16 protein-coding genes and 2 riboswitches are annotated in these 16963 nt (G+C 70.8%); of the genes, 3 read left to right on the top strand and 13 right to left on the bottom strand.

Annotated elements, in window-relative coordinates:
- Nucleotides 1-32: 32 nt before the first annotated feature.
- The 3 genes from ACZ5J1_RS15485 to ACZ5J1_RS15475 all read right to left on the bottom strand — a co-directional run bounded on the left by ACZ5J1_RS15485 (nt 33) and on the right by ACZ5J1_RS15475 (nt 2063).
- The gene (locus ACZ5J1_RS15485) at nt 33-377 is read right to left on the bottom strand and encodes a hypothetical protein (protein ID WP_464560370.1); all 345 of its coding nucleotides are present in this window, start codon (nt 375-377) and stop codon (nt 33-35) included.
- A gap of 76 nt (nt 378-453) precedes the next feature.
- Nucleotides 454-1368 (bottom strand): carbohydrate kinase family protein, encoded by a 915-nt coding sequence (locus tag ACZ5J1_RS15480; RefSeq protein WP_464560368.1) that lies wholly within the window; start codon nt 1366-1368, stop codon nt 454-456.
- On the bottom strand, nt 1365-2063 hold the full coding sequence (locus tag ACZ5J1_RS15475) for a class II aldolase/adducin family protein (RefSeq protein ID WP_464560366.1): 699 nt from the start codon (nt 2061-2063) through the stop codon (nt 1365-1367). Before ACZ5J1_RS15475 ends, ACZ5J1_RS15480 begins: the two co-directional genes overlap by 4 nt.
- Nucleotides 2064-2251: 188 nt before the next feature.
- Between ACZ5J1_RS15475 and ACZ5J1_RS15470 the strand changes: the two genes are divergently transcribed.
- The gene (locus tag ACZ5J1_RS15470) at nt 2252-3160 is read left to right on the top strand and encodes a LysR family transcriptional regulator (protein ID WP_464560364.1); all 909 of its coding nucleotides are present in this window, start codon (nt 2252-2254) and stop codon (nt 3158-3160) included.
- A 58-nt stretch (nt 3161-3218) separates the two neighbouring features.
- Here ACZ5J1_RS15470 and ACZ5J1_RS15465 read toward each other — a convergent pair whose 3' ends face one another.
- From ACZ5J1_RS15465 to ACZ5J1_RS15420, 10 genes are all read right to left on the bottom strand, one after another.
- Nucleotides 3219-6797 carry a glycosyl hydrolase gene (locus ACZ5J1_RS15465; RefSeq protein WP_464560362.1) on the bottom strand — a complete coding sequence of 1193 codons (3579 nt, stop codon included), beginning with the start codon at nt 6795-6797 and terminating at the stop codon, nt 3219-3221.
- A gap of 326 nt (nt 6798-7123) precedes the next feature.
- Nucleotides 7124-7597 carry an acyl-CoA thioesterase gene (locus ACZ5J1_RS15460; RefSeq protein ID WP_464560360.1) on the bottom strand — a complete coding sequence of 158 codons (474 nt, stop codon included), beginning with the start codon at nt 7595-7597 and terminating at the stop codon, nt 7124-7126.
- Between the two features lie 159 nt (nt 7598-7756).
- The gene (locus tag ACZ5J1_RS15455; protein ID WP_464560358.1) at nt 7757-9181 is read right to left on the bottom strand and encodes an L-serine ammonia-lyase; all 1425 of its coding nucleotides are present in this window, start codon (nt 9179-9181) and stop codon (nt 7757-7759) included.
- A 13-nt stretch (nt 9182-9194) separates the two neighbouring features.
- A complete protein-coding gene (gcvH, locus tag ACZ5J1_RS15450; protein ID WP_464560356.1) occupies nt 9195-9566 on the bottom strand; it encodes a glycine cleavage system protein GcvH in 372 nt (123 codons plus the stop codon).
- Between the two features lie 46 nt (nt 9567-9612).
- Nucleotides 9613-10716 carry a glycine cleavage system aminomethyltransferase GcvT gene (gene gcvT / locus ACZ5J1_RS15445; RefSeq protein ID WP_464560354.1) on the bottom strand — a complete coding sequence of 368 codons (1104 nt, stop codon included), beginning with the start codon at nt 10714-10716 and terminating at the stop codon, nt 9613-9615.
- 50 nt (nt 10717-10766) lie between these two features.
- Nucleotides 10767-10880, bottom strand: a riboswitch (glycine riboswitch).
- Nucleotides 10881-10973, bottom strand: a riboswitch (glycine riboswitch).
- 33 nt (nt 10974-11006) lie between these two features.
- Nucleotides 11007-12248 carry a M20 family metallopeptidase gene (locus tag ACZ5J1_RS15440; protein ID WP_464560352.1) on the bottom strand — a complete coding sequence of 414 codons (1242 nt, stop codon included), beginning with the start codon at nt 12246-12248 and terminating at the stop codon, nt 11007-11009.
- A gap of 46 nt (nt 12249-12294) precedes the next feature.
- Nucleotides 12295-13770 carry a hypothetical protein gene (locus tag ACZ5J1_RS15435; protein WP_464560350.1) on the bottom strand — a complete coding sequence of 492 codons (1476 nt, stop codon included), beginning with the start codon at nt 13768-13770 and terminating at the stop codon, nt 12295-12297.
- A gap of 63 nt (nt 13771-13833) precedes the next feature.
- Nucleotides 13834-14355 carry an SRPBCC family protein gene (locus ACZ5J1_RS15430; RefSeq protein ID WP_464560348.1) on the bottom strand — a complete coding sequence of 174 codons (522 nt, stop codon included), beginning with the start codon at nt 14353-14355 and terminating at the stop codon, nt 13834-13836.
- Nucleotides 14352-14666: an ArsR/SmtB family transcription factor gene (locus tag ACZ5J1_RS15425; RefSeq protein WP_464560346.1), complete on the bottom strand. Its 315-nt coding sequence runs from the start codon at nt 14664-14666 to the stop codon at nt 14352-14354. The genes ACZ5J1_RS15430 and ACZ5J1_RS15425 overlap by 4 nt, the downstream gene beginning before the upstream one ends.
- Before the next feature lie 33 nt (nt 14667-14699).
- Nucleotides 14700-15365: a sortase family protein gene (locus tag ACZ5J1_RS15420; protein WP_464560344.1), complete on the bottom strand. Its 666-nt coding sequence runs from the start codon at nt 15363-15365 to the stop codon at nt 14700-14702.
- Nucleotides 15366-15525: 160 nt separating this feature from the next.
- Here ACZ5J1_RS15420 and ACZ5J1_RS15415 point away from each other — a divergent pair, with 160 nt between their 5' ends.
- Nucleotides 15526-16014, top strand: a complete 489-nt coding sequence (locus ACZ5J1_RS15415) for a TspO/MBR family protein (protein WP_464560342.1) — start codon at nt 15526-15528, stop codon at nt 16012-16014.
- A 237-nt stretch (nt 16015-16251) separates the two neighbouring features.
- On the top strand, nt 16252-16947 hold the full coding sequence (locus ACZ5J1_RS15410) for a DinB family protein (protein ID WP_464560340.1): 696 nt from the start codon (nt 16252-16254) through the stop codon (nt 16945-16947).
- The last annotated feature ends 16 nt before the right edge of the window (nt 16948-16963 follow it).

Below are 16963 nucleotides of genomic sequence, written 5' to 3'. Positions count from 1 at the left end.
CGTCCGGAGACCCCTCCCGACGTCGCCGGCTGTCAGTCACGACACCGGGGCTGGCGGGGGTCGGTCGGGGTGCGGGACGAGACGAACTCGTAGTACCGGGTGTAGATCAGGTAGGGGTGGTTCGTGGGCATGCGCTCGATCGCGTAGATCAGCCCGCCGGCTCCGGTGTTCTCGTCGCCGCCGGCGAAGATGCTGAGGAAATCACCCCAGCCCTTCGGCGTCACCTTGATCTCGACGGCCCGCTTCGTGCCATCGGCGAGGCTACGACGGACGTTGAGCCCGTCTGTGCTCTCAGTGGCCCACATCGTCTCGTTGAGGGCGACGATCAGCCGGTCCCAACGCTCAAGCTCGAACGCGGTGTAGTCGTACCTGTCCACGCCGGTACGTTCCCACCACGCACTGGGTCTCCGCCAGGAGTTCCGAGCGGTGACCCGTCACCGGAGCAACGCGAGGTCAGGCGATGCCAGCGAGCGCGGTGACTGACGCCAGGTCGTAGGACCCCGCGTCCGTTCCGCGCCCCTGGGCGACCTGTGCCGCGGTGGCACAACCGAGCCGGGCGGCCGCCACGACATCGGCACCCTCGCCGCGGGCGCGGATGAAGCCGGCGCTGAACGCGTCGCCGCAGCCGGTGGTGTCGACGACCTCGATCGTGTGCGCGGGGACCCACTCGGCGACGTCGGCGGACACTACGTAGGCGCCCCGGGAGCCGGCGGTGACCGCGACGCAGCCGACCCCGCGCGCCAAGAGCTCGCGGGCGCCGTCCTCCAACGAGGCCGCGCCGGTGAAGCCGAGCACCTGCTCGTCGTTGGGCAGCAGGTAGTCGGTGACCGGCAGCACCGCCTCGATCCAGGCCAGCATGTCCGGGTCGCCGGGGGCGAGCACGTCGACCGAGGTGGTGATGCCGCGCTCGCGGGCACGCCCGAGCAGCTCGGCAGCGGCCTCGCCGCCGAGGAACTCCGGGCCGCCGAGGTGGAGGTGGTCGATCTCCTCGAGCGCGGCAGCGGGCAGGTCCTCGAGCGTGAAGGAGCCGTTGGCACCGATGCAGTGCCAGGCCGGGCGGTCACCGTTCTCGCGGACCGGGATCACCGAGGTGGAGGTCTGCTGGTCGGGCTTGCGGACGAGACCGCTCCGCACGCTCTCCTTGCTGAGCAGGCCGATCAGCATGTCGCCGGCCGGGTCGGTGCCGAGGGCGCCGTACGTCGTCACCTCGGCGCCGAGGCGGGACAGGATCAGGGCGGTCCCGCCGGCGGTGCCGGCGGCCGAGATGGACGAGGACTCGATCAGCTGACCCTCAGACCCCTCGGGGATCGAGGTGACGCCGAGGATGTGGATGTCGAGCACGTGCACGCCGACGGTGGCGATCTTCATGGGGTCTCTCCGGACTCTGGGGTGGCGGGGGCGGGGTCGATCTCGTGCGTGGTTCCGTAGCCGCGGGACAGGGCGGCGAGGATGACTGCCTCCTGCTCGGCGGCGGTGAGGACGTGCGGGGTGCCGAGCTGGCTGGCGCGCAGGTAGAGCGTCGAGAGCCACTCCAGCAGCAGGACGTTGTCCACGGCCGACTGGAGCGATCGGCCGATCGCGACCGAGCCGTGGCTGCGCATCAGCGCCGCCTGCCGGCCCGCCATCGCCGACGCCACCGCGTCGGCGAGCTCCTGGGTCCCGAACGTCGCGTACGACGCCACGCGGACGTCGCCGCCCAGCGCGAGCTGCTGGTAGTGGATCACCGGGAGCTCGTCGATCACGCAGGCCAACGCGGTGCTCGACGGCGCGTGGGTGTGCGCGACCGCGGCGGTGCCGGGATCGGCGCGGTAGAGGTCGAGGTGGAGAGACAGCTCCGAGCTCGGCAGCAGCCGGCCGTGCGCGACCCGGCCCTCGAGCGTGACGACGCTGACGTCCTCGGGCCGGCACCGATCGAGGTGGACCCCGGTGCCGGTGATCGCGACCAGGTCGCCCACCCGGGTCGACAGGTTGCCGGCCGTGCCGATGAACGCGCCCGCAGCCGCGAGCTCCCGGGAGGCGTCGGCGACGGCGCTTTGGGCCTCGTGCAGGTCGGTGGTGCTCATCGGGTCACGCTCTGGCGGGGCTTCACCTGCGCGAGCGTAGTCAGGCTGTGGCGCCGGTCACGTCCCGGGTGCTCCCGAGGGCGACGCCGGCCGGTGCTTGAAACGTTTCATTCACCTGTGGTCGAATGCAGGGTCACCGTGTGACCTGGGCCACTCCGAGGTGCCGCGGTGGCGGGAAGGTGAGCCTGATGGACGAGTTCGACCGGATCGACTGGAACCTGGTGCCGGCCCTCGACGCGCTGCTGCGCGAGCGCAACGTCAGCCGGGCGGCACGCCGACTGGCGATCAGCCAGTCCGCAGCCAGTGGCGCCCTCGCCCGGCTGAGGCGGCATTTCGACGACGCGCTGCTGGTCCGCGACGGCACCGGATATGCGCTGACCCCGCTGGCGATCCGGTTGATGGAGCCCGCCCGCGAGGCGGTCGACAGCACCCGAGGCCTGCTCGGCTCGACCCGGTCCTTCGACCCCTCGGAGACCGAGCGGCACTTCGTCGTGGCGGCGAGCGAGTACGGGCAGGCGCTCTTCGGTTCGGCACTGAGTCGCCGCCTGAGTGAGCAGGCGCCCGGTGCGAGCGTCGAGTTCCGTGGCCTTCGCGGGAAACCGGACGACGTGATCGCGACGGTCGACGGATGGATCGGACCCCGCGACGCACTCCCGGGGCGGCCGGCGTCAGGACTCTTCTCGGACCGCTGGGTCTGCGTGGTGGACCGCGAGCTCGGTGCCGTCGAGATCCCGTTGGCCGCCGCGCAGGAGAGCAGCTGGGTCGTCCCGACGGTGCCCGGTGATGCCGGTGACCCGTGGCGCCAGCGCCTTCTCGGCTACGGGCTCGAGCTGAACATCGCCATGACCACCGAGAGCTTCGGCTCGGTCCCGTTCCTGGTCGAGGGGACGACGCGGATCGGCATCGTCCAGGAGGCGTTCCTCGAACGGCTCGGCGACTCGGTCGGGGTGCGTCAGCTCCCGCTCCCGTGGCCGATGCGGCCGCTCTCGATCACGATGTGGTGGCACGAGAACCGGGAGAACGATGTGGCCCACGAGTGGTTCCGGGCCGAGGTCGCCGCCTGCTTCGACGAGGTCGCGGCGCCCGGAGCCTCCTGAATGCCGAACGGGCCGGGTGGGGAGATTCCCACCCGGCCCGTCCTGCTTGATGCAGCGACTACTTCTTCGCCTTCACCACGGTCAGGCTCGCCGTGCGTGAAGAGGCGAGGACCTGCGCGTCACCGGCGTAGGTAGCGGTGATCTTGTAGGTGCCCTTCTTCAGCTTCGGCAACGTGATCGTGGCCCTGCCGCCGCGGAGGGTGGCGGTGCCGAGGGTCTTGCCCTTGCTGGTCAGCGTGACCCGCCCCGTCGGGGTCAGTCCGCTGGCCGCCACCCGGATGGTGACGGTGGCCCGCTTGGTCGTCGTCACCTTCGTCGGCGTCACCGCGAGCGCTGACGTCGAGGCGAGTCGAGCGACGACCCGACCGGCCGTGGTCGCCAGGCCGGGCTGGTAGCCGTCCGCCGTGGCGGTGACCCGCACCGAGAGCGTGCGGCCGGCGTCGGCGGCCGCGACCCGGTACGTCGCCTTCGTGGCGCCGACGATCGCGGCACCGTTGCGCAGCCACTGGTAGGCGTACGTCGCCCCGCTGACGTCCCAGGTGCCGGCGGAGGCGGTGAGCGTCTGGCCGACCTTCGGGGTACCCGAGATCGACGGACGGGTCACCGCTGCGGGTGCCGCGTCGGAGACCTGGGTGGACTCCAGTGCGATCGGTCCGACCAGGCCGGCGTCGACCGGGGTGGCGGTCGAGAGCTGGCCGTTCTTGTTGGTCGCCGCCGGGTAGTAGCGGTTCGCCTTGCGCGGGGTCACCGCGATCTCGATGGTGTTGGAGCCGCTCTTCAGCTGGTCGGTGACGTCGATCTCGTACGGTGCGAAGAGTGCCTTGCCGGCGACGGTCCCGTTCACCGTGACCGTCGCCGCGGTGTAGGTGGCGCCGAGGTCGAGGACGTAGCGGCGACCCTTCTGCTTGGTCACCTCGACGGTGGCGGCGTAGATGCCGTCCGCGACGACGTCCTGGAGCTGGCCGGACTGGAAGGTGGCGTCCTTCCAGTTGCCGAGCACGTGGTCGGTGAAGGTCTCGGTGGTGACCGCCCCGCCCAGCACGCCGTCGAGGTTGTCGGCCGTGACCGTCAACGACGTCGGGGTGACCGGGGTCGAGGTGTCGGGCGCGGTGCGATTGACCCCGTCGGGCAGGCCGGGCGTGATCGCCGAGTCCGGCAGCGTGATGCCGGCCGGTTCGGCGAGCAGCGCGATGCCGTGGCTCAGGGTGGCGTTCGAGCCCCCGAAGCCGCTCAACGCATCCTTGCCGGGGTCGAGCGTGAAGGTGGTGGCACCGTCCGTGAGGTCGGCCTCGTAGATCCGGCCGGTCTGCTGGTCGAGCCAGTAGTAGTTCGCGTACTTGCTGTCGGCACGCAGCGTGATCGTGTTGGTCGTGGCGGTGGTGTTGCGGACGAAGGCGAGTGCGCCTCCGTCGGCGAGGTCACGGCGGATGAACCGGACGCCGTCGTTGGCGTCGTACGTGATCTCCGGGTCCACGACCCGCTTGAGCGCGGAGGCGAGCGCCGTGGTCGAGGTCGGGTGCGCGGTGGCGTCTCCGTCGAGCAGGGTCTCAGCGGCCAGCGCGGCGACCTGGGCGTCGGCCGCGGCGAACTTGCCGTCGACGTAGCCCGACTGGCCGTTGGGGAGTGCGCCGTAGAAGACGATCGGCGCACCCTGCTCGGCCAGGTCCTGGAGTCGCCGCATGGTGGCGATCGGGACGGTCTGGGTCTGCACGACCAGGGCGTCGTAGCTGATCGCCCCGCCGTTGACGCTGATCCTGCCGTCCTTGTAGGTCGTCGAGGCGTCGGTGATGCTGGCGTCGTTGATCGCGTCCCAGGCGTAGCCGTTGCTGTTGAGGACGGGCACGGCTCCGGTGGTCGGCGCCTTCCCGCCGAACGGCGTGTAGACCGCGACGTCCATGCTCGGCGTGCCCTGCTGGCCCAGGTAGTTGAGCCGGGAGGCGTAGGCGTTGAGCTCGGGGAAGTACTTCGACAGCGTGTTGTTGGCCGACGGGTCCACGCCGATGGTCGGGAACGCCGACCAGCCCTGCTCGCCGTACGTCGTCGTTCCCTGGCCGTAGGGGTAGGCGAGCCCGTGGTAGAAGAAGTTGTTCACGCCCGAGGTCGCCATCAGGTCGAAGCCGACCTTGAGGGTGTCCAGCGTGTTCGTCAGCGGGGTCTGGCCGAGCGTGAACTGCTCGGCGGTGACCAGGTTGCGGTCGTAGAGGTGGCCCCCGGAGGCGGCCGTGCGCAGGTTGGCCTCGTTGGCCTGCTCCTCCTCGGGGATGTCGACGTACTTCGCCGAACCGATCTCGTCCATCGGCGGGTTGTAGGCCTGCTGGCGGTACTTCAGCCCGTTGGCGTGGGCACCCTTCTGGAAGCCCTTGAGTCCCTGGGCGAAACGCTGACCGACGAGGATGCGGAAGTCGGCCAGGATGCGGGCCTGCGTCGAGGCGTCGGTCGTGCTGGTGACGTACGGCGTCGTCGAGCCGGAGAGCTGGTTCGGGAAGTACGCCGGCGCGCCGAGGTTCTGCCGGTAGACCGTCGGCAGGTACTTGCTGAAGTCGTAGCCGAGACCGTTGTGCTCGGCGTCCTTGGCCAGGGCGTAGAGGCCGTCGTCGTAGTAGACGTCGGGGTCGAGCTCGAGGCTGTCGTTGAAGACCGCGCGGATGTTGTCGTACTTCGTGATGATCTTGTTCAGGTTCTCCTCGCCCAGCCAGTCATTGAGGTAGTCGAGGGTCCTGCTGGCGTCCATGTGGTTGACCACGAACCAGTCCGGCCGGGCGGAGTCGACGCCCGAGGTGCCCGAGGGGAGCGAGTAGAGCGCGATCACCTCGTAGGAGTCGGAGTCGGTGATCTTCGAGGCGACGTCGGGGGGAAGGGTGAACGAGGTGCCCGACGAGCCGAGCTGAGCGGCGTCGATCATGTAGCTCTGCGCCGGGTCGACGACGAGCTGTTGGTCCCACGTGGTGGTGCCGTCGTTGAAGGAGGCGGCATCGCCGGTGATGGCGGCTCCGGTGCCGGACCGCTTCGCGACGAGCACTCCTTCGAGCTTGACGTCGGCGGCGCTGAAGGTGGCGGTGTCGTACAGCTTGCTCTTCGCCACGGCGGGGATCGTGACCGGTCCGGCCTTGAGGGCCGCGCCCGTCGCCGTGGATCGGCCGAGGCCCATGTTCTGCTGGCCTTCTGCTGCGGTGACGAACTGGCTGTTCGCGTTCCAGCCCGAGCCCATGTTGAGGTCGACGGTGATCCCGAGCGTCTTCGCCTTGGCGACCGCGTGCTCGAGGTGGGCGTAGAACGTCGGGGTGTAGATGTCCTTGACCTTGGCCTCGTCGCCGGCCAGCGGGGTGGCGCCGAAGGGGTTGATCTCGACGGTGCCGAAGCCGTGCGAGGCGAGGTAGTCGAGCTGCTGGTCGAGCACGCTGTCCTCGACGGCGCCACCGGACCACCACCAGCGCACACCCGGGCGGTACGTCGTGCTCGGGTTGGTCCACTCCGCGACCGAGAAGCTCGAGGAAGCACTCGATGCCTGGGCAGCGGGGGCGTGGCTGCTGACCACGACCGCCGCGGGGACGGCGCCGAGGACGGCGGCGGTCGCGAGGGCGACGGTTCGTCCGAAGCGGCGGTGCGGCACGTGCTGCCGGCTGGTGGAACTACTCATCGTTTCTCCTGTGGTTGTGGTGCGGAGGAGACCTGTTTCGGGCAGGACTCATCCGCCTCACGGCGCTGGGCGCCGCGAGTGAGGCGATGGAGGGGGCGGTCCTCGCGGACGGGGCCGGAGCAACCTTGAATCGTTTCAACTACTGGGCAGCACTCTGCGTCGCGCAGTGTGACCTGCGCAACACTGACGGCCCCGTCCGGCGACCCGACTTCTGTATGCGGGCCTATCGGCGAGGTGATAACCCCAGGTCAGAGGCGGTCTTGATCGCTCCAAGGCAGAAGGCCCCGATCTCGGCGAGATCGGGGCCTTCGAGCGCAGTCGGGGTGTCAGCGCGGCTGGCGCAGCTCCACCGGGGGCGCCAGGAAGCGCTCGAACGTCGCGCGCACGTCGTCGCTCATCGTCCACGGCTTCTGGGTCTGGTGGTCGAGCAGGACCATCGTCGTCTGCGCGATCAGCGCCGGCGGGTGGTCGGCGACGACCCGCAGCTCGGTGGAGAAGTCGATCGAGGAGCTGCCGACCCGGCTCACCCAGACCGTCACCTGGAACGGGCTGAACGGCACGAACCGCATCTCGGCGTGGTAGTCGATCCGCTGCCCGGCGACCAGCTCGGAGACGTGGTCGGGGGTGCCGCCGAGCAGGCCGGAGCGCGGTCCCGCCGGCGGGGTGAGGACGGCGAAGCGGAGCAGCTGGATCCGGGCCTCGTCGATGATCCGGATCGCCTCGACGCTGTCGACGTGGTTGCCCAGGTTGATGTCGCGGTAGCGGGCCTGGATCTCGGTGACGAAGCGCTCGGTGCTCATGGCGCTCAGCATCCCATCCGGTGCTGCTCAGCACGCGGGAGGGGCGATCGCCGACTTGAGGGTTCCAGCAGCCGACTTGAGCGTTGCTGTGCGCGAGTTGAGGTTTCCCGTCCCGCGGAGGGGCCCTCTGCTGCAGGAAGCCTCAAGTCGCGGATGGGGTCAGCACTCGGGGAGGCTGACGGCGAGACCGCCGAGCGAGGTCTCCTTGTACTTGTGATGCATGTCGCGGCCGGTCTCGCGCATGGTGGCGATCGCGCGGTCGAGGCTGATCAGGTGGGTTCCGGTGCCGTTGCGGGCCAGTCGGGCGGAGTTGATCGCCTTCACCGCGGCGATCGCGTTCCGCTCGATGCAGGGGATCTGGACGAGGCCGCCGATCGGGTCGCAGGTCAGGCCGAGGTTGTGCTCGATCCCGACCTCGGCGGCGTTCTCCACCTGGGCGGGGGTGCCGCCCAGGACCGCGCACAACGCGCCCGCCGCCATCGCGCAGGCCGAGCCGACCTCGCCCTGGCAGCCGACCTCGGCCCCGGAGATCGAGGCGTTGGTCTTGAACAGGATCCCGATCGCGGCGGCGGTCAGCAGGAACCGGACGACGCCGTCCTCGACCTCGGCCGGCGTGGCACCGGAGGCGGGGGCGACGAAGTCGACGTAGTAGCGCAGCACCGCCGGGATGATCCCGGCCGCGCCGTTGGTCGGGGCCGTGACGACGCGTCCGCCCGAGGCGTTCTCCTCATTGACCGCGAGCGCGAACAGGTTGACCCAGTCCAGCACGTGCAGCGGATCGGGATCTCCGCCGCCCGCCCGATCCTGGGAGAGCCGGTTGAACAGCGCCGGTGCGCGGCGGGGGACCTGGAGCCCACCCGGAAGCACGCCGGCGTTGGCCGGGTCGCGCTGGCAGCCCGCGTCGATGCAGCCCGACATCACGCGCCAGATCTCCAGCAGACCGGCCCGCACCTCGGGCTCGGAGCGCCAGGTGAGCTCGTTGGCCAGCATCAGCTCGGCGATCGAGAGCTCCTGGTCCTGGCAGGTCCGGAGCAGCTCGGCGGCGGTGCTGAACGACCACGGCACCGGCGTCGACGTCGACGGCGTGACCGACCCGTCCGCGAGCTCGGCCTCGCTGAGCACGAACCCGCCACCGACGGAGTAGTAGATCTCGCTGTGCGTCCGCACGCCCTGGGCGTCGTACGCCGTGAAGCGCATGCCGTTGGGGTGCCCGGGCAGCGAGGTGTGGCCGTCCAGGACCAGGTCCGTCTCCGGGTCGAACACGATCGGCCGTTCCCCCGCGAGCGCGAGCCGTCGCTCGGTGCGGACCGCGTCCAGCCGGCCGGCGGACACGGTCGGATCGACGGTGGCCGGGTCGGCCCCCTCCATCCCCAGCAGTACGGCGCCTTCGGACCCGTGTCCGCGCCCGGTGGCTCCGAGGGAACCGAAGAGCTCGACCTTGACGCGGGCGATCGAGCCGAGATCGTCGGTGAGGGTGGTGGCGAACCGCTTCGCCGCCCGCATCGGCCCGACGGTGTGGGACGAGGACGGGCCGATGCCGATCGAGTAGAGGTCGAAGGCGCTGAGGGCGGCGGAGCGGGTCATGGGCGCACGGCTCTCAGGCCTGCGTCAGTTCGGCGTAGGCCGTGGCATCGAGCATCTCCGCCTCGGCGGTCACCTGGACCATGAACAGCCAGCCTTCGCCGTAAGGGTCGGTGTTGACAAGCCCTGAATCGGTGACGACCGCTTCGTTGACCGCGATCACCTCGCCGTCGAGCGGGGCGTAGAGGTCGCTGACCGACTTCGTGGACTCGAGCTCGCCGCACGCCTGACCGGCGGTGACCTGCGTGCCGACCTCGGGCAGGTCGACGAAGACGACGTCGCCGAGAGCGTCAGCGGCGAACGCGGTGATGCCGACCCGGGCGGTGTCGCCGTCGCGCGAGATCCACTCGTGCTCGGCGGTGTAGGACAGGTGGGTGGGGATCGTCATGGGTCTCTCCTGGCTGGTTTCGTGCTGCTCGGTGGGTGGGTGGTGCTCAGCGGGCGCGGACGTAGAACGGCAGCGCGACGACCTCGGCCGCGACGGCGGTGCCCCGCACGTCGATCGACAGCCGGGTGCCGGGTGCGGCCAGCTCGGGGCGGACGTGGGCCATCGCGATCGGGTGGCCGAGCGTGGGCGACGGCGACCCGCTCGTGACGGCGCCGACCACGTCACCGGTCGCGGTGTCGAGGACCGGGTAGCCGGCGCGCGGGGAGCGGCGCCCCTCCGGGACGAGGCCGACCAGCAAGGTGCGCGGGCCCTCCTCGCGCCGGGCGGCCAGGGCTGCGTCGCCGACGAAGCCGTCGGGCTTGTCGGCCACGACGACCCGACCGAGGCCGGCCTCGAACGGGGTGGTCGAGAGGTCGAGCTCGTGGCCGTAGAGCGGCATCCCGGCCTCGAGTCGGAGGGTGTCGCGGCACGACAGCCCGGCCGGGACCAGCCCGTGCTCGGCACCGGCCGCGGTGAGCGCGTTCCAGATCGCGACCGCGTCGGCGGGGGAGCAGTAGATCTCGAAGCCGTCCTCGCCGGTGTAGCCGGTGCGGGCGAGGAGGACGTCGACGCCGGCCAGGGTGCCGCGGTCGATGGCGTAGTACTTCAGTGCCTCGACCTCGAGGTCGGTCAGCGCGGCGACGATGGCCGCCGAGGCCGGACCCTGCACTGCCAGGAGGGCCCAGTCGGTCGAGCGGTTCGCGACGTCGGCGTCGTACTGCGTGGCCCGTTCGGCCAGGGCGGGGAAGACGGCGTCGACGTTCGACGCGTTCGCGACGACGAGGTAGTGCTCCTCGGCGAGGCGGTAGACGACCAGGTCGTCGATGATCCCGCCGTCGGGGGCGCAGATCATCGAGTACCGGGCGCCGCCGACCCGGATCGCCGAGGGCCGACCGACCAGTGCGTGGTCCAGGGCCCGGCCGGCGTCGGGGCCGGTGACCTCGATCTCGCCCATGTGGCACAGGTCGAAGAGGCCGGCGGTGGTCCGGACGGCGTGGTGCTCGGCGGTCTCGGAGCCGTACCGGATCGGCATTGCCCAGCCGGCGAAGTCGGCGAGGTGGGCGCCGAGCTCGACGTGGAGGTCGTGCAGCGGGGTGGGGCGGGACGTCATGGGTGGAGGCTCTCTGGCGTGCGCCGGCGGAACCGGCGGGCGGATGGATGCCTCCCCGCTCTGTCATGGGACCTGAGAGCTTCACCGCCCGATCCCGTGAGGGGGGGCGGCTTTCACCGTCGGTGCGTTCCCGCAGTGGGTGGGAACGACTTTCCAGAGTTCGCCTCGATGCAGCGGTCAGGGGGCCTGAGAGTTTCTCGGGGAGAGTTGCTCCTTCGGCGCCCCGCGCAGGGCGGGGACTCTCCCGCTGCACGTTGATCGGCGATGTGTCTTCAGTTGTGCGGCAGACCTTAGACGGTGGGTTCCTCGGCTTGCTCGTCAGGGCGGTTCGCGGGGACCCGGGTGGCGCCGGCGGGGCGCTGCCGCTGCAGCTCGAGGACGGCGGCGCGGGCCTCGGGGTCGAGGGCGAGGTCGACGATCGCGGAGGCCATCGCGGTCGCGCCGACGATGATCGCCTCGTCGGCTCCGGCCGAGGCGGTCTCGGCGGCGAAGTCGGCGGTGTGCGGCATCCCGGACGCGCCACGGACGGCGAGCATCGGGTGGATCGAGGGCACCACCTGGCTGACGTTGCCCATGTCGGTGGAGCCGCCGGTGAGGGTGCCGAGCTCGGTGTTGATCACCCGGCCCTGACGCTCGATCGCGGCGTCGAAGCGGTCGGCGAGGAAGCCGTGCTGGACCAGGGGTTCGTAGATCGGGTCGACCGGGACCACCTCGTACGTGCAGCCGGTGGCGATCGCGGCGCCCTGGACGCAGGCCAGGAACTTCTCCTTGAGCACCCGCTGCACCTCGCCGTCGGTGGAGCGGACCTCACCCTCGACGACGGCGGTAGCGGGGATGATGTTCGAGACGTCGCCGCCGGAGAGCGTGACGGCCGAGAGGCGTACGCCGTCGGGCAGCTGCTGGCGCAGCAGGCCGAGCGCGACGTGCAGGACGGTCGCGGCGTCACCGGCGTTGATCCCCCCGTCGGGGGCCGCCGCGGCGTGCGAGGCGCGGCCGGAGAAGGTGACCCGGAAGCGGTCACGGCCCTGCGAGCCGCAGTCCCGGGTGGGGACGGTGAGGTCCGGTCCGGGGTGGATCATCAACGAGACGGTGGCGTCCTCCCACGCACCCGCCTCGAGCATCAGGGCCTTGCCGCCGCCGACCTCCTCGGCGGGCGTGCCGAGCAGCTTCACGGTCAGGTCGAGCTCGTCGGCGAGCTCGGCCAACGCGATCGCCGCGCCGACCCCGGCGGTGGCGATGACGTTGTGCCCGCAGGCGTGACCGACTCCCGGGAGGGCGTCGTACTCGGCGCAGACCGCGACCGTGAGGGACCCGGTGCCGCGGACCGCTTCGATCGCGGTGTCCAGACCGTAGACGCCGACCTCGGTGGCGAATCCGGCGCTGCGGAGCAGGTCGGCGACCACCTCGGCGGAGCGGTGCTCGGCGAAGGCGAGCTCGGGGTGGGCGTGCAGGCTGTGGCTGGCCGCGACGAGGCGCTCCTGCCATGCGGCGAGCACTCCCTCCACCGTCGCGTGGGCCTGGAGGCTGGTCATGGTGGCCAAGTATGGGCCCGCGGGCAACGACCGTGACGGTGCCCCCTCAGCTGGGCGGGTTCTCCGTCACGGTCAGCAGGAAGACACCGCGGGTCGGGTCGGAGATCACCGTCCGGGCCCGTGCCAGCCGGGCTTCGAGCTCGGCTCGCTCGAGGTCGTCTCGCAGGTCCTGCAGGGGATCGGCGGACGCGGGCTTCAGCTTCGCCCGGTTCTCCTTCTCGGTCACCCGGGCGCCGGACGTGAACGGCTGGGACAGCGCGGCTCCGGCCTCGTAGGCGTCCTTGGCCGCTGCGGGCAGGGTGGCCAGAGCCTGGTTCTGCTTCACCTTCGGATCGGTCCGGTCGGAGGTGACCGAGGCCACCAGCCCGTCGTCGTCGAAGGTGATCGCGAGACTTCCCTCGTCCTTGTTCGCCAGCAGCGGGAGGAACTCGTCCTCGCGGTCGGAGCGGACCACGATCTTGCGTTCGACGCTGGTCGGCGCCAGCGCGTAGGGGCCGCCGGCCGTGTCCCGGGTGACCGTCCAGGTGGTGAGGGTGACCAGCTCCTGTCGGCGGAACGCCACCCGGGGACGAGTCGGGTCGGACGGTTCGGTCGTCGCCGGGGTCGGTGGGTCCGTCGGGGCCTCGGCGGCGAGGAAGTCGCAGGTGACCGCGATGCGGAGGTCCTCGAAGAGGGGCGACCAACGTCGGCTGCTCGGGTGGTCGGGGATCCCGTTGAACGGGAACTTGGCGGCCGCCGCGACGTGGAGCTGCTTCGTGGTGGGGAGGTCCTCGATCACGAAGGTCTCGTTGAAGTGGTCGGTGTGGGTCACGACCGCCTGGTCGACGACCCAGGCGGCGTAGGCCTTCTCGACCTCGGCCAGCGTCTCGCGGACCTGGAGCAGGGCCTTGGTGTTGGCCTTCAGGTCGGCAGCCAGGACGGCGGGTGCCTGGACCGAGGTCGGGCTGGTCAGCTGCGCGGCGTGCGCGACCAGCAGCATCTGCGACCAGCGCAGGCTGGCCAGCACCTCGGCGTCCGCAGGGTGCTCGGCGACGTACCGGCTGTGGATGCCGAGCTCCGTGGCGGGCGGGCGGGACGTCGCCGCCGGACCGGGGAACGACGCGTCGATCCGCAGGGCCTTGACCCCGTACGTGATGGCGCCGGCGGCGAGAGCCCCCAGTGTCGCGGCGGCGATCCCGGGCGGTCCGGTGGCGAGCAGGGGGCTGAGCATCCCGGCGGTCTGGAACCCCACCGCGACGGCGGCCTTGAGCCGTTCGTCGGAGTGGTCCTCGGTGACGCTGTTGATCGAGGTGAGCCGACCGTCGGACGCGAGACCGACGGTGAGGGTGCGCTTGTTGTGCTGGGGATCCGGTGCGACCAGGGTGCGCACCGCCCGGGCGTCGGCGACGATCTCGGTGACCACGTGGGACGACCGGGTGGTCGCCACGCGTGGGTCGAGCACGGGGTTGTCGACGGTCGTGCGGGTGCCGCCGATCGTCACCGTGGTGACGGGGAGCCGGTAGTCGAGGGTGAGGTCGGGCACGACGCCATCCTCGCGAGACCGTTCCGCGTCCGCATCACCACTTTGGGGAGGGGCGGGGCCGGGTCAGCCGTCGGTCTCGTCGGCGTAGATCAGCGATCCGGGGGTGTCGAGCAGGTCGCCGGTCTCGAGCAGGGTCTTGAGCCCGGAGAGGATCATCGGCCAGCCGCCGTACAGCTCGGCGTTGGCGTGCGCGGGCAGCTGGTCGTGGATGACCGTCAGCCGGCACGAGGTGCCGATCTGCTCGATCTCCCAGGTCACCCGGGTCTGGCCGACGGCTCGGACCTCGTCGCTCCACTGCGCGGTGAAGGTCTGCACCAGCAGGTGTGGCGGGTCGACCTCGACGTTGGTGCCCGAGGCGATCTCGAAGCCGCCGGCCTGGGAGCTGTACGTCGACCCGGTCGCCCAGTCCGAGACGGTGGCGGCCCCGAAGCTGTACTTGGCGCGCTGCTCCGGGTCGGTGATCGCTGCCCAGAGCTTCTCGGGCGTGGTCTTGATGAAGATCTCGAAGACGGCGGTTCCTTCTGCGACCGGGGCGGTGCCCTCGGTCCAGGAGACTCGCCTGTCGGTGGTGGGTTCGGTGGTCATGCCTCGTCCTCCAGTTCCTGCTTGAGCTGGGTCAGCCCTGCGGACCAGGGCTGGGAAAACTTGCTGACCCAGCGGTCGTAGACCTGCTGGATCGGGACCGGGTTGAGGAAGTGCAGCTTCTCCCGGCCGTGGCGGCGCGTGCTGATCAGCCCGGCCTCTTCGAGGACCCCGAGGTGCTTCATCACCCCGAAGCGAGTCATGTCGTGGGCGCTGGACTCGAGGGCGCTGAGGGTCTGGCCGTCCTGCTCGAACAGTGCGTCGAGGAGGCTGCGTCGGGTCGGATCGGCGAGCGCCTTGAAGACCGCGTCCATGGATCGACAATAGGTGACCAAATAGTCACATGTCTAGGTGGTCGGTCCGATCCGGGTGGCGAGGACCACCAGGTTGTCCTGTTCCGGGAGCGGATCGTCGGGCTGCAGGAGGCAGGCCAGGATCACCAGGTCGTTGCCCCGCTTGGCTGCGTCGCCCCAGATGCGGAGGTCGGCGGCGGCGTCGGACTTCGACTCGACCATGGTGCGGGTGACCCGGTACTCCACGGCACCGACCTCGACCGGGTCGCCCACCGTGACCGCCACGACGTCGGACTCGGGGTCGACCAGCGCGTTTCCCGGGCCGTTCCCGTGCTCCACCGCGTGGAAGGCGACGACCGACAGCCCTGAACCAGGATCGGCAGGGTCGCCGTAGTCGCGCATCAGGAACGCGGCGGTCAGGTCGGGCGGGTTGATCACGGAGCCGGTCACCGAGGCTTCCTTGAGGGCGACGTCGAGGCCCTGCTCGGGCATCCGGAAGCGTTGCCCCGTGGGCCGGGCGCGGGAGCCGCCGATGTCAGGCGCCGCACCCCACTCGACGCGATCACCGTCGAGGTCGCGGCTGACGTAGCCGCCGGTGTCGGCGCTGCGCACGTAGAACCGGATCATGATCCCGGCGGCGACGATCGCGGCGATGGCCACGATGGCGAAGGCCACCGTCCACCAGGGAGGGCGCCGTGCGGGCAGGTGCCAGTGCGTCACGAGACCCGGCTGATCCGTCGTGCCATGGAACCCTCTCGAACACCAGGCGGGGGACCCAGGATGCCCACGCCACCGCGGGCGAGACGGCGCTCTGGTGTCGACATACCCAGGCCTCGGTATGCGTGCTTCAGACGGCTGAAAGGCGGGTACGGAGGGAGCTATGAGCACACACGCTGCAGCGCGCCCCGGCCCATCGAGCTGGCTCGCGTTCCTCGGCTTCGCCGCCTCGGTGATCGCGGTGGCTGCCGTCGGGGGTGTGGCCGCGAGCGGGTCGCGGAGCACCTACGCCGACCTCGACCTGCCGGGGTTCGCCCCTCCCGGCTGGCTCTTCGGACCGGTCTGGACCGTGCTCTACGTCCTGATCGCCGTCTCGGGGTGGCTGGTCTGGCGGCGCGTGGGCTGGCACCGGTCCCTGATCCCGTACGCCGTCCAGCTGGTGCTCAACGCCTGCTGGACGCCGCTCTTCTTCGCTGCCGGGTGGTACGGGCTCGCCCTCGCCGAGATCCTGGTGCTGCTCGGCGCCATCGTCTGGACGATCGCCGGGTTCGCGCCGATCTCGACCCTCGCCGGCTGGCTGCTCGCGCCCTATGCGCTCTGGGTCGTCTTCGCCTCCTGCCTGAATGCGAGCATCTGGTGGCTCAACCGCTGACCCTCGCCTGTGGCGAAACCGCACGCCCTGTGCGGTTTCGCAGGATGGGCGCCGAGGTTCGGGCGCGAAACGACACACGGTGTGCGGTTTCGTTCTGAGGCGGTGTTGAGCGGCATCGGCTCCGCGTTCGGTCCCGGGTGATCCGCGCCGCTGCTCGCTGACCGCTCCTCGCTCCAACGCGACGTGCCCCCGCAGGACCTGCGGGGGCACGTCGCGTCTCCGTGTCAGGATCGGTGGATGGACGTCTCGGACCAGGACCTGTCGGGCACGCGGTTCGTGCGGTGCGACCTGTCGGGGGCGGTGATCCGCGGATCCGACGTCACGGGGCTGGAGGTCGACGACCCACACCTGTTCCGTGGCTTCCTGTGGGTCAACGGGGTCGACGTCGTCCCGTTCGTGGACGCCGAGCTCAACCGTCGCTTTCCGGGACGCGAGCTCCGGAACGCGACGACACCCGCGGGTCTCGTCGCTGCGTGGGCAGCGGTCGAGGAGGCATGGTCCGCGGTCGTGCCCACGGCCACCGGTCTCGAGGACGTGGCGATCGACGGGGAGTGGAGCTTCGCGCAGACCCTGCGCCACCTCGTGATGGCCACCAACGCGTGGCTCGACGGCGCTGTCCTCGGGCTGGACGAGCCCTTCCACCCGATCGGCCAGCCGTTCGCGGAGTACGAGCTCGACGGCGGTGACCTGTCGATCTTCCGCGAGCCCGACTCCTATGCCGAGGTGCTCGAGGTCCGGGCGGCTCAGCAGGCGAGGGTGCGGGACTTCATCGCCGGAGTGACCACCGAGACGCTCGCCACGACCGGTCCGCATCCGTGGGCGCCCGACCGCCAGGTCCCGGTCCTGTCCTGCCTCCAGGTGATCCTCAACGAGGAGTGGGAGCACCTGCGCTACGCCGTCCGTGACCTCGCGATCGCGGACGGCGCACGCTGAGGCCGCCCAACTGTGG

It is taken from the genome of Nocardioides sp. JCM 18999 (genome assembly GCF_055391175.1).
Note: the sequence above shows the minus strand (reverse complement) of the source record. Positions and strands in the feature narration are given on the sequence as shown.

Coding starts and splice junctions, on each gene's coding strand:
- ACZ5J1_RS15475 (WP_464560366.1), bottom strand. CDS start 2,063: ATGAGCACCACCGACCTGCACGAGGCCCAAAGCGCCGTCGCCGACGCC.
- ACZ5J1_RS15415 (WP_464560342.1), top strand. CDS start 15,526: ATGAGCACACACGCTGCAGCGCGCCCCGGCCCATCGAGCTGGCTCGCG.
- ACZ5J1_RS15460 (WP_464560360.1), bottom strand. CDS start 7,597: ATGAGCACCGAGCGCTTCGTCACCGAGATCCAGGCCCGCTACCGCGAC.
- ACZ5J1_RS15480 (WP_464560368.1), bottom strand. CDS start 1,368: ATGAAGATCGCCACCGTCGGCGTGCACGTGCTCGACATCCACATCCTC.
- ACZ5J1_RS15440 (WP_464560352.1), bottom strand. CDS start 12,248: ATGACCAGCCTCCAGGCCCACGCGACGGTGGAGGGAGTGCTCGCCGCA.
- gcvH (WP_464560356.1), bottom strand. CDS start 9,566: ATGACGATCCCCACCCACCTGTCCTACACCGCCGAGCACGAGTGGATC.
- ACZ5J1_RS15455 (WP_464560358.1), bottom strand. CDS start 9,181: ATGACCCGCTCCGCCGCCCTCAGCGCCTTCGACCTCTACTCGATCGGC.
- ACZ5J1_RS15425 (WP_464560346.1), bottom strand. CDS start 14,666: ATGGACGCGGTCTTCAAGGCGCTCGCCGATCCGACCCGACGCAGCCTC.
- ACZ5J1_RS15465 (WP_464560362.1), bottom strand. CDS start 6,797: ATGAGTAGTTCCACCAGCCGGCAGCACGTGCCGCACCGCCGCTTCGGA.
- ACZ5J1_RS15410 (WP_464560340.1), top strand. CDS start 16,252: ATGGACGTCTCGGACCAGGACCTGTCGGGCACGCGGTTCGTGCGGTGC.
- ACZ5J1_RS15430 (WP_464560348.1), bottom strand. CDS start 14,355: ATGACCACCGAACCCACCACCGACAGGCGAGTCTCCTGGACCGAGGGC.
- gcvT (WP_464560354.1), bottom strand. CDS start 10,716: ATGACGTCCCGCCCCACCCCGCTGCACGACCTCCACGTCGAGCTCGGC.
- ACZ5J1_RS15470 (WP_464560364.1), top strand. CDS start 2,252: ATGGACGAGTTCGACCGGATCGACTGGAACCTGGTGCCGGCCCTCGAC.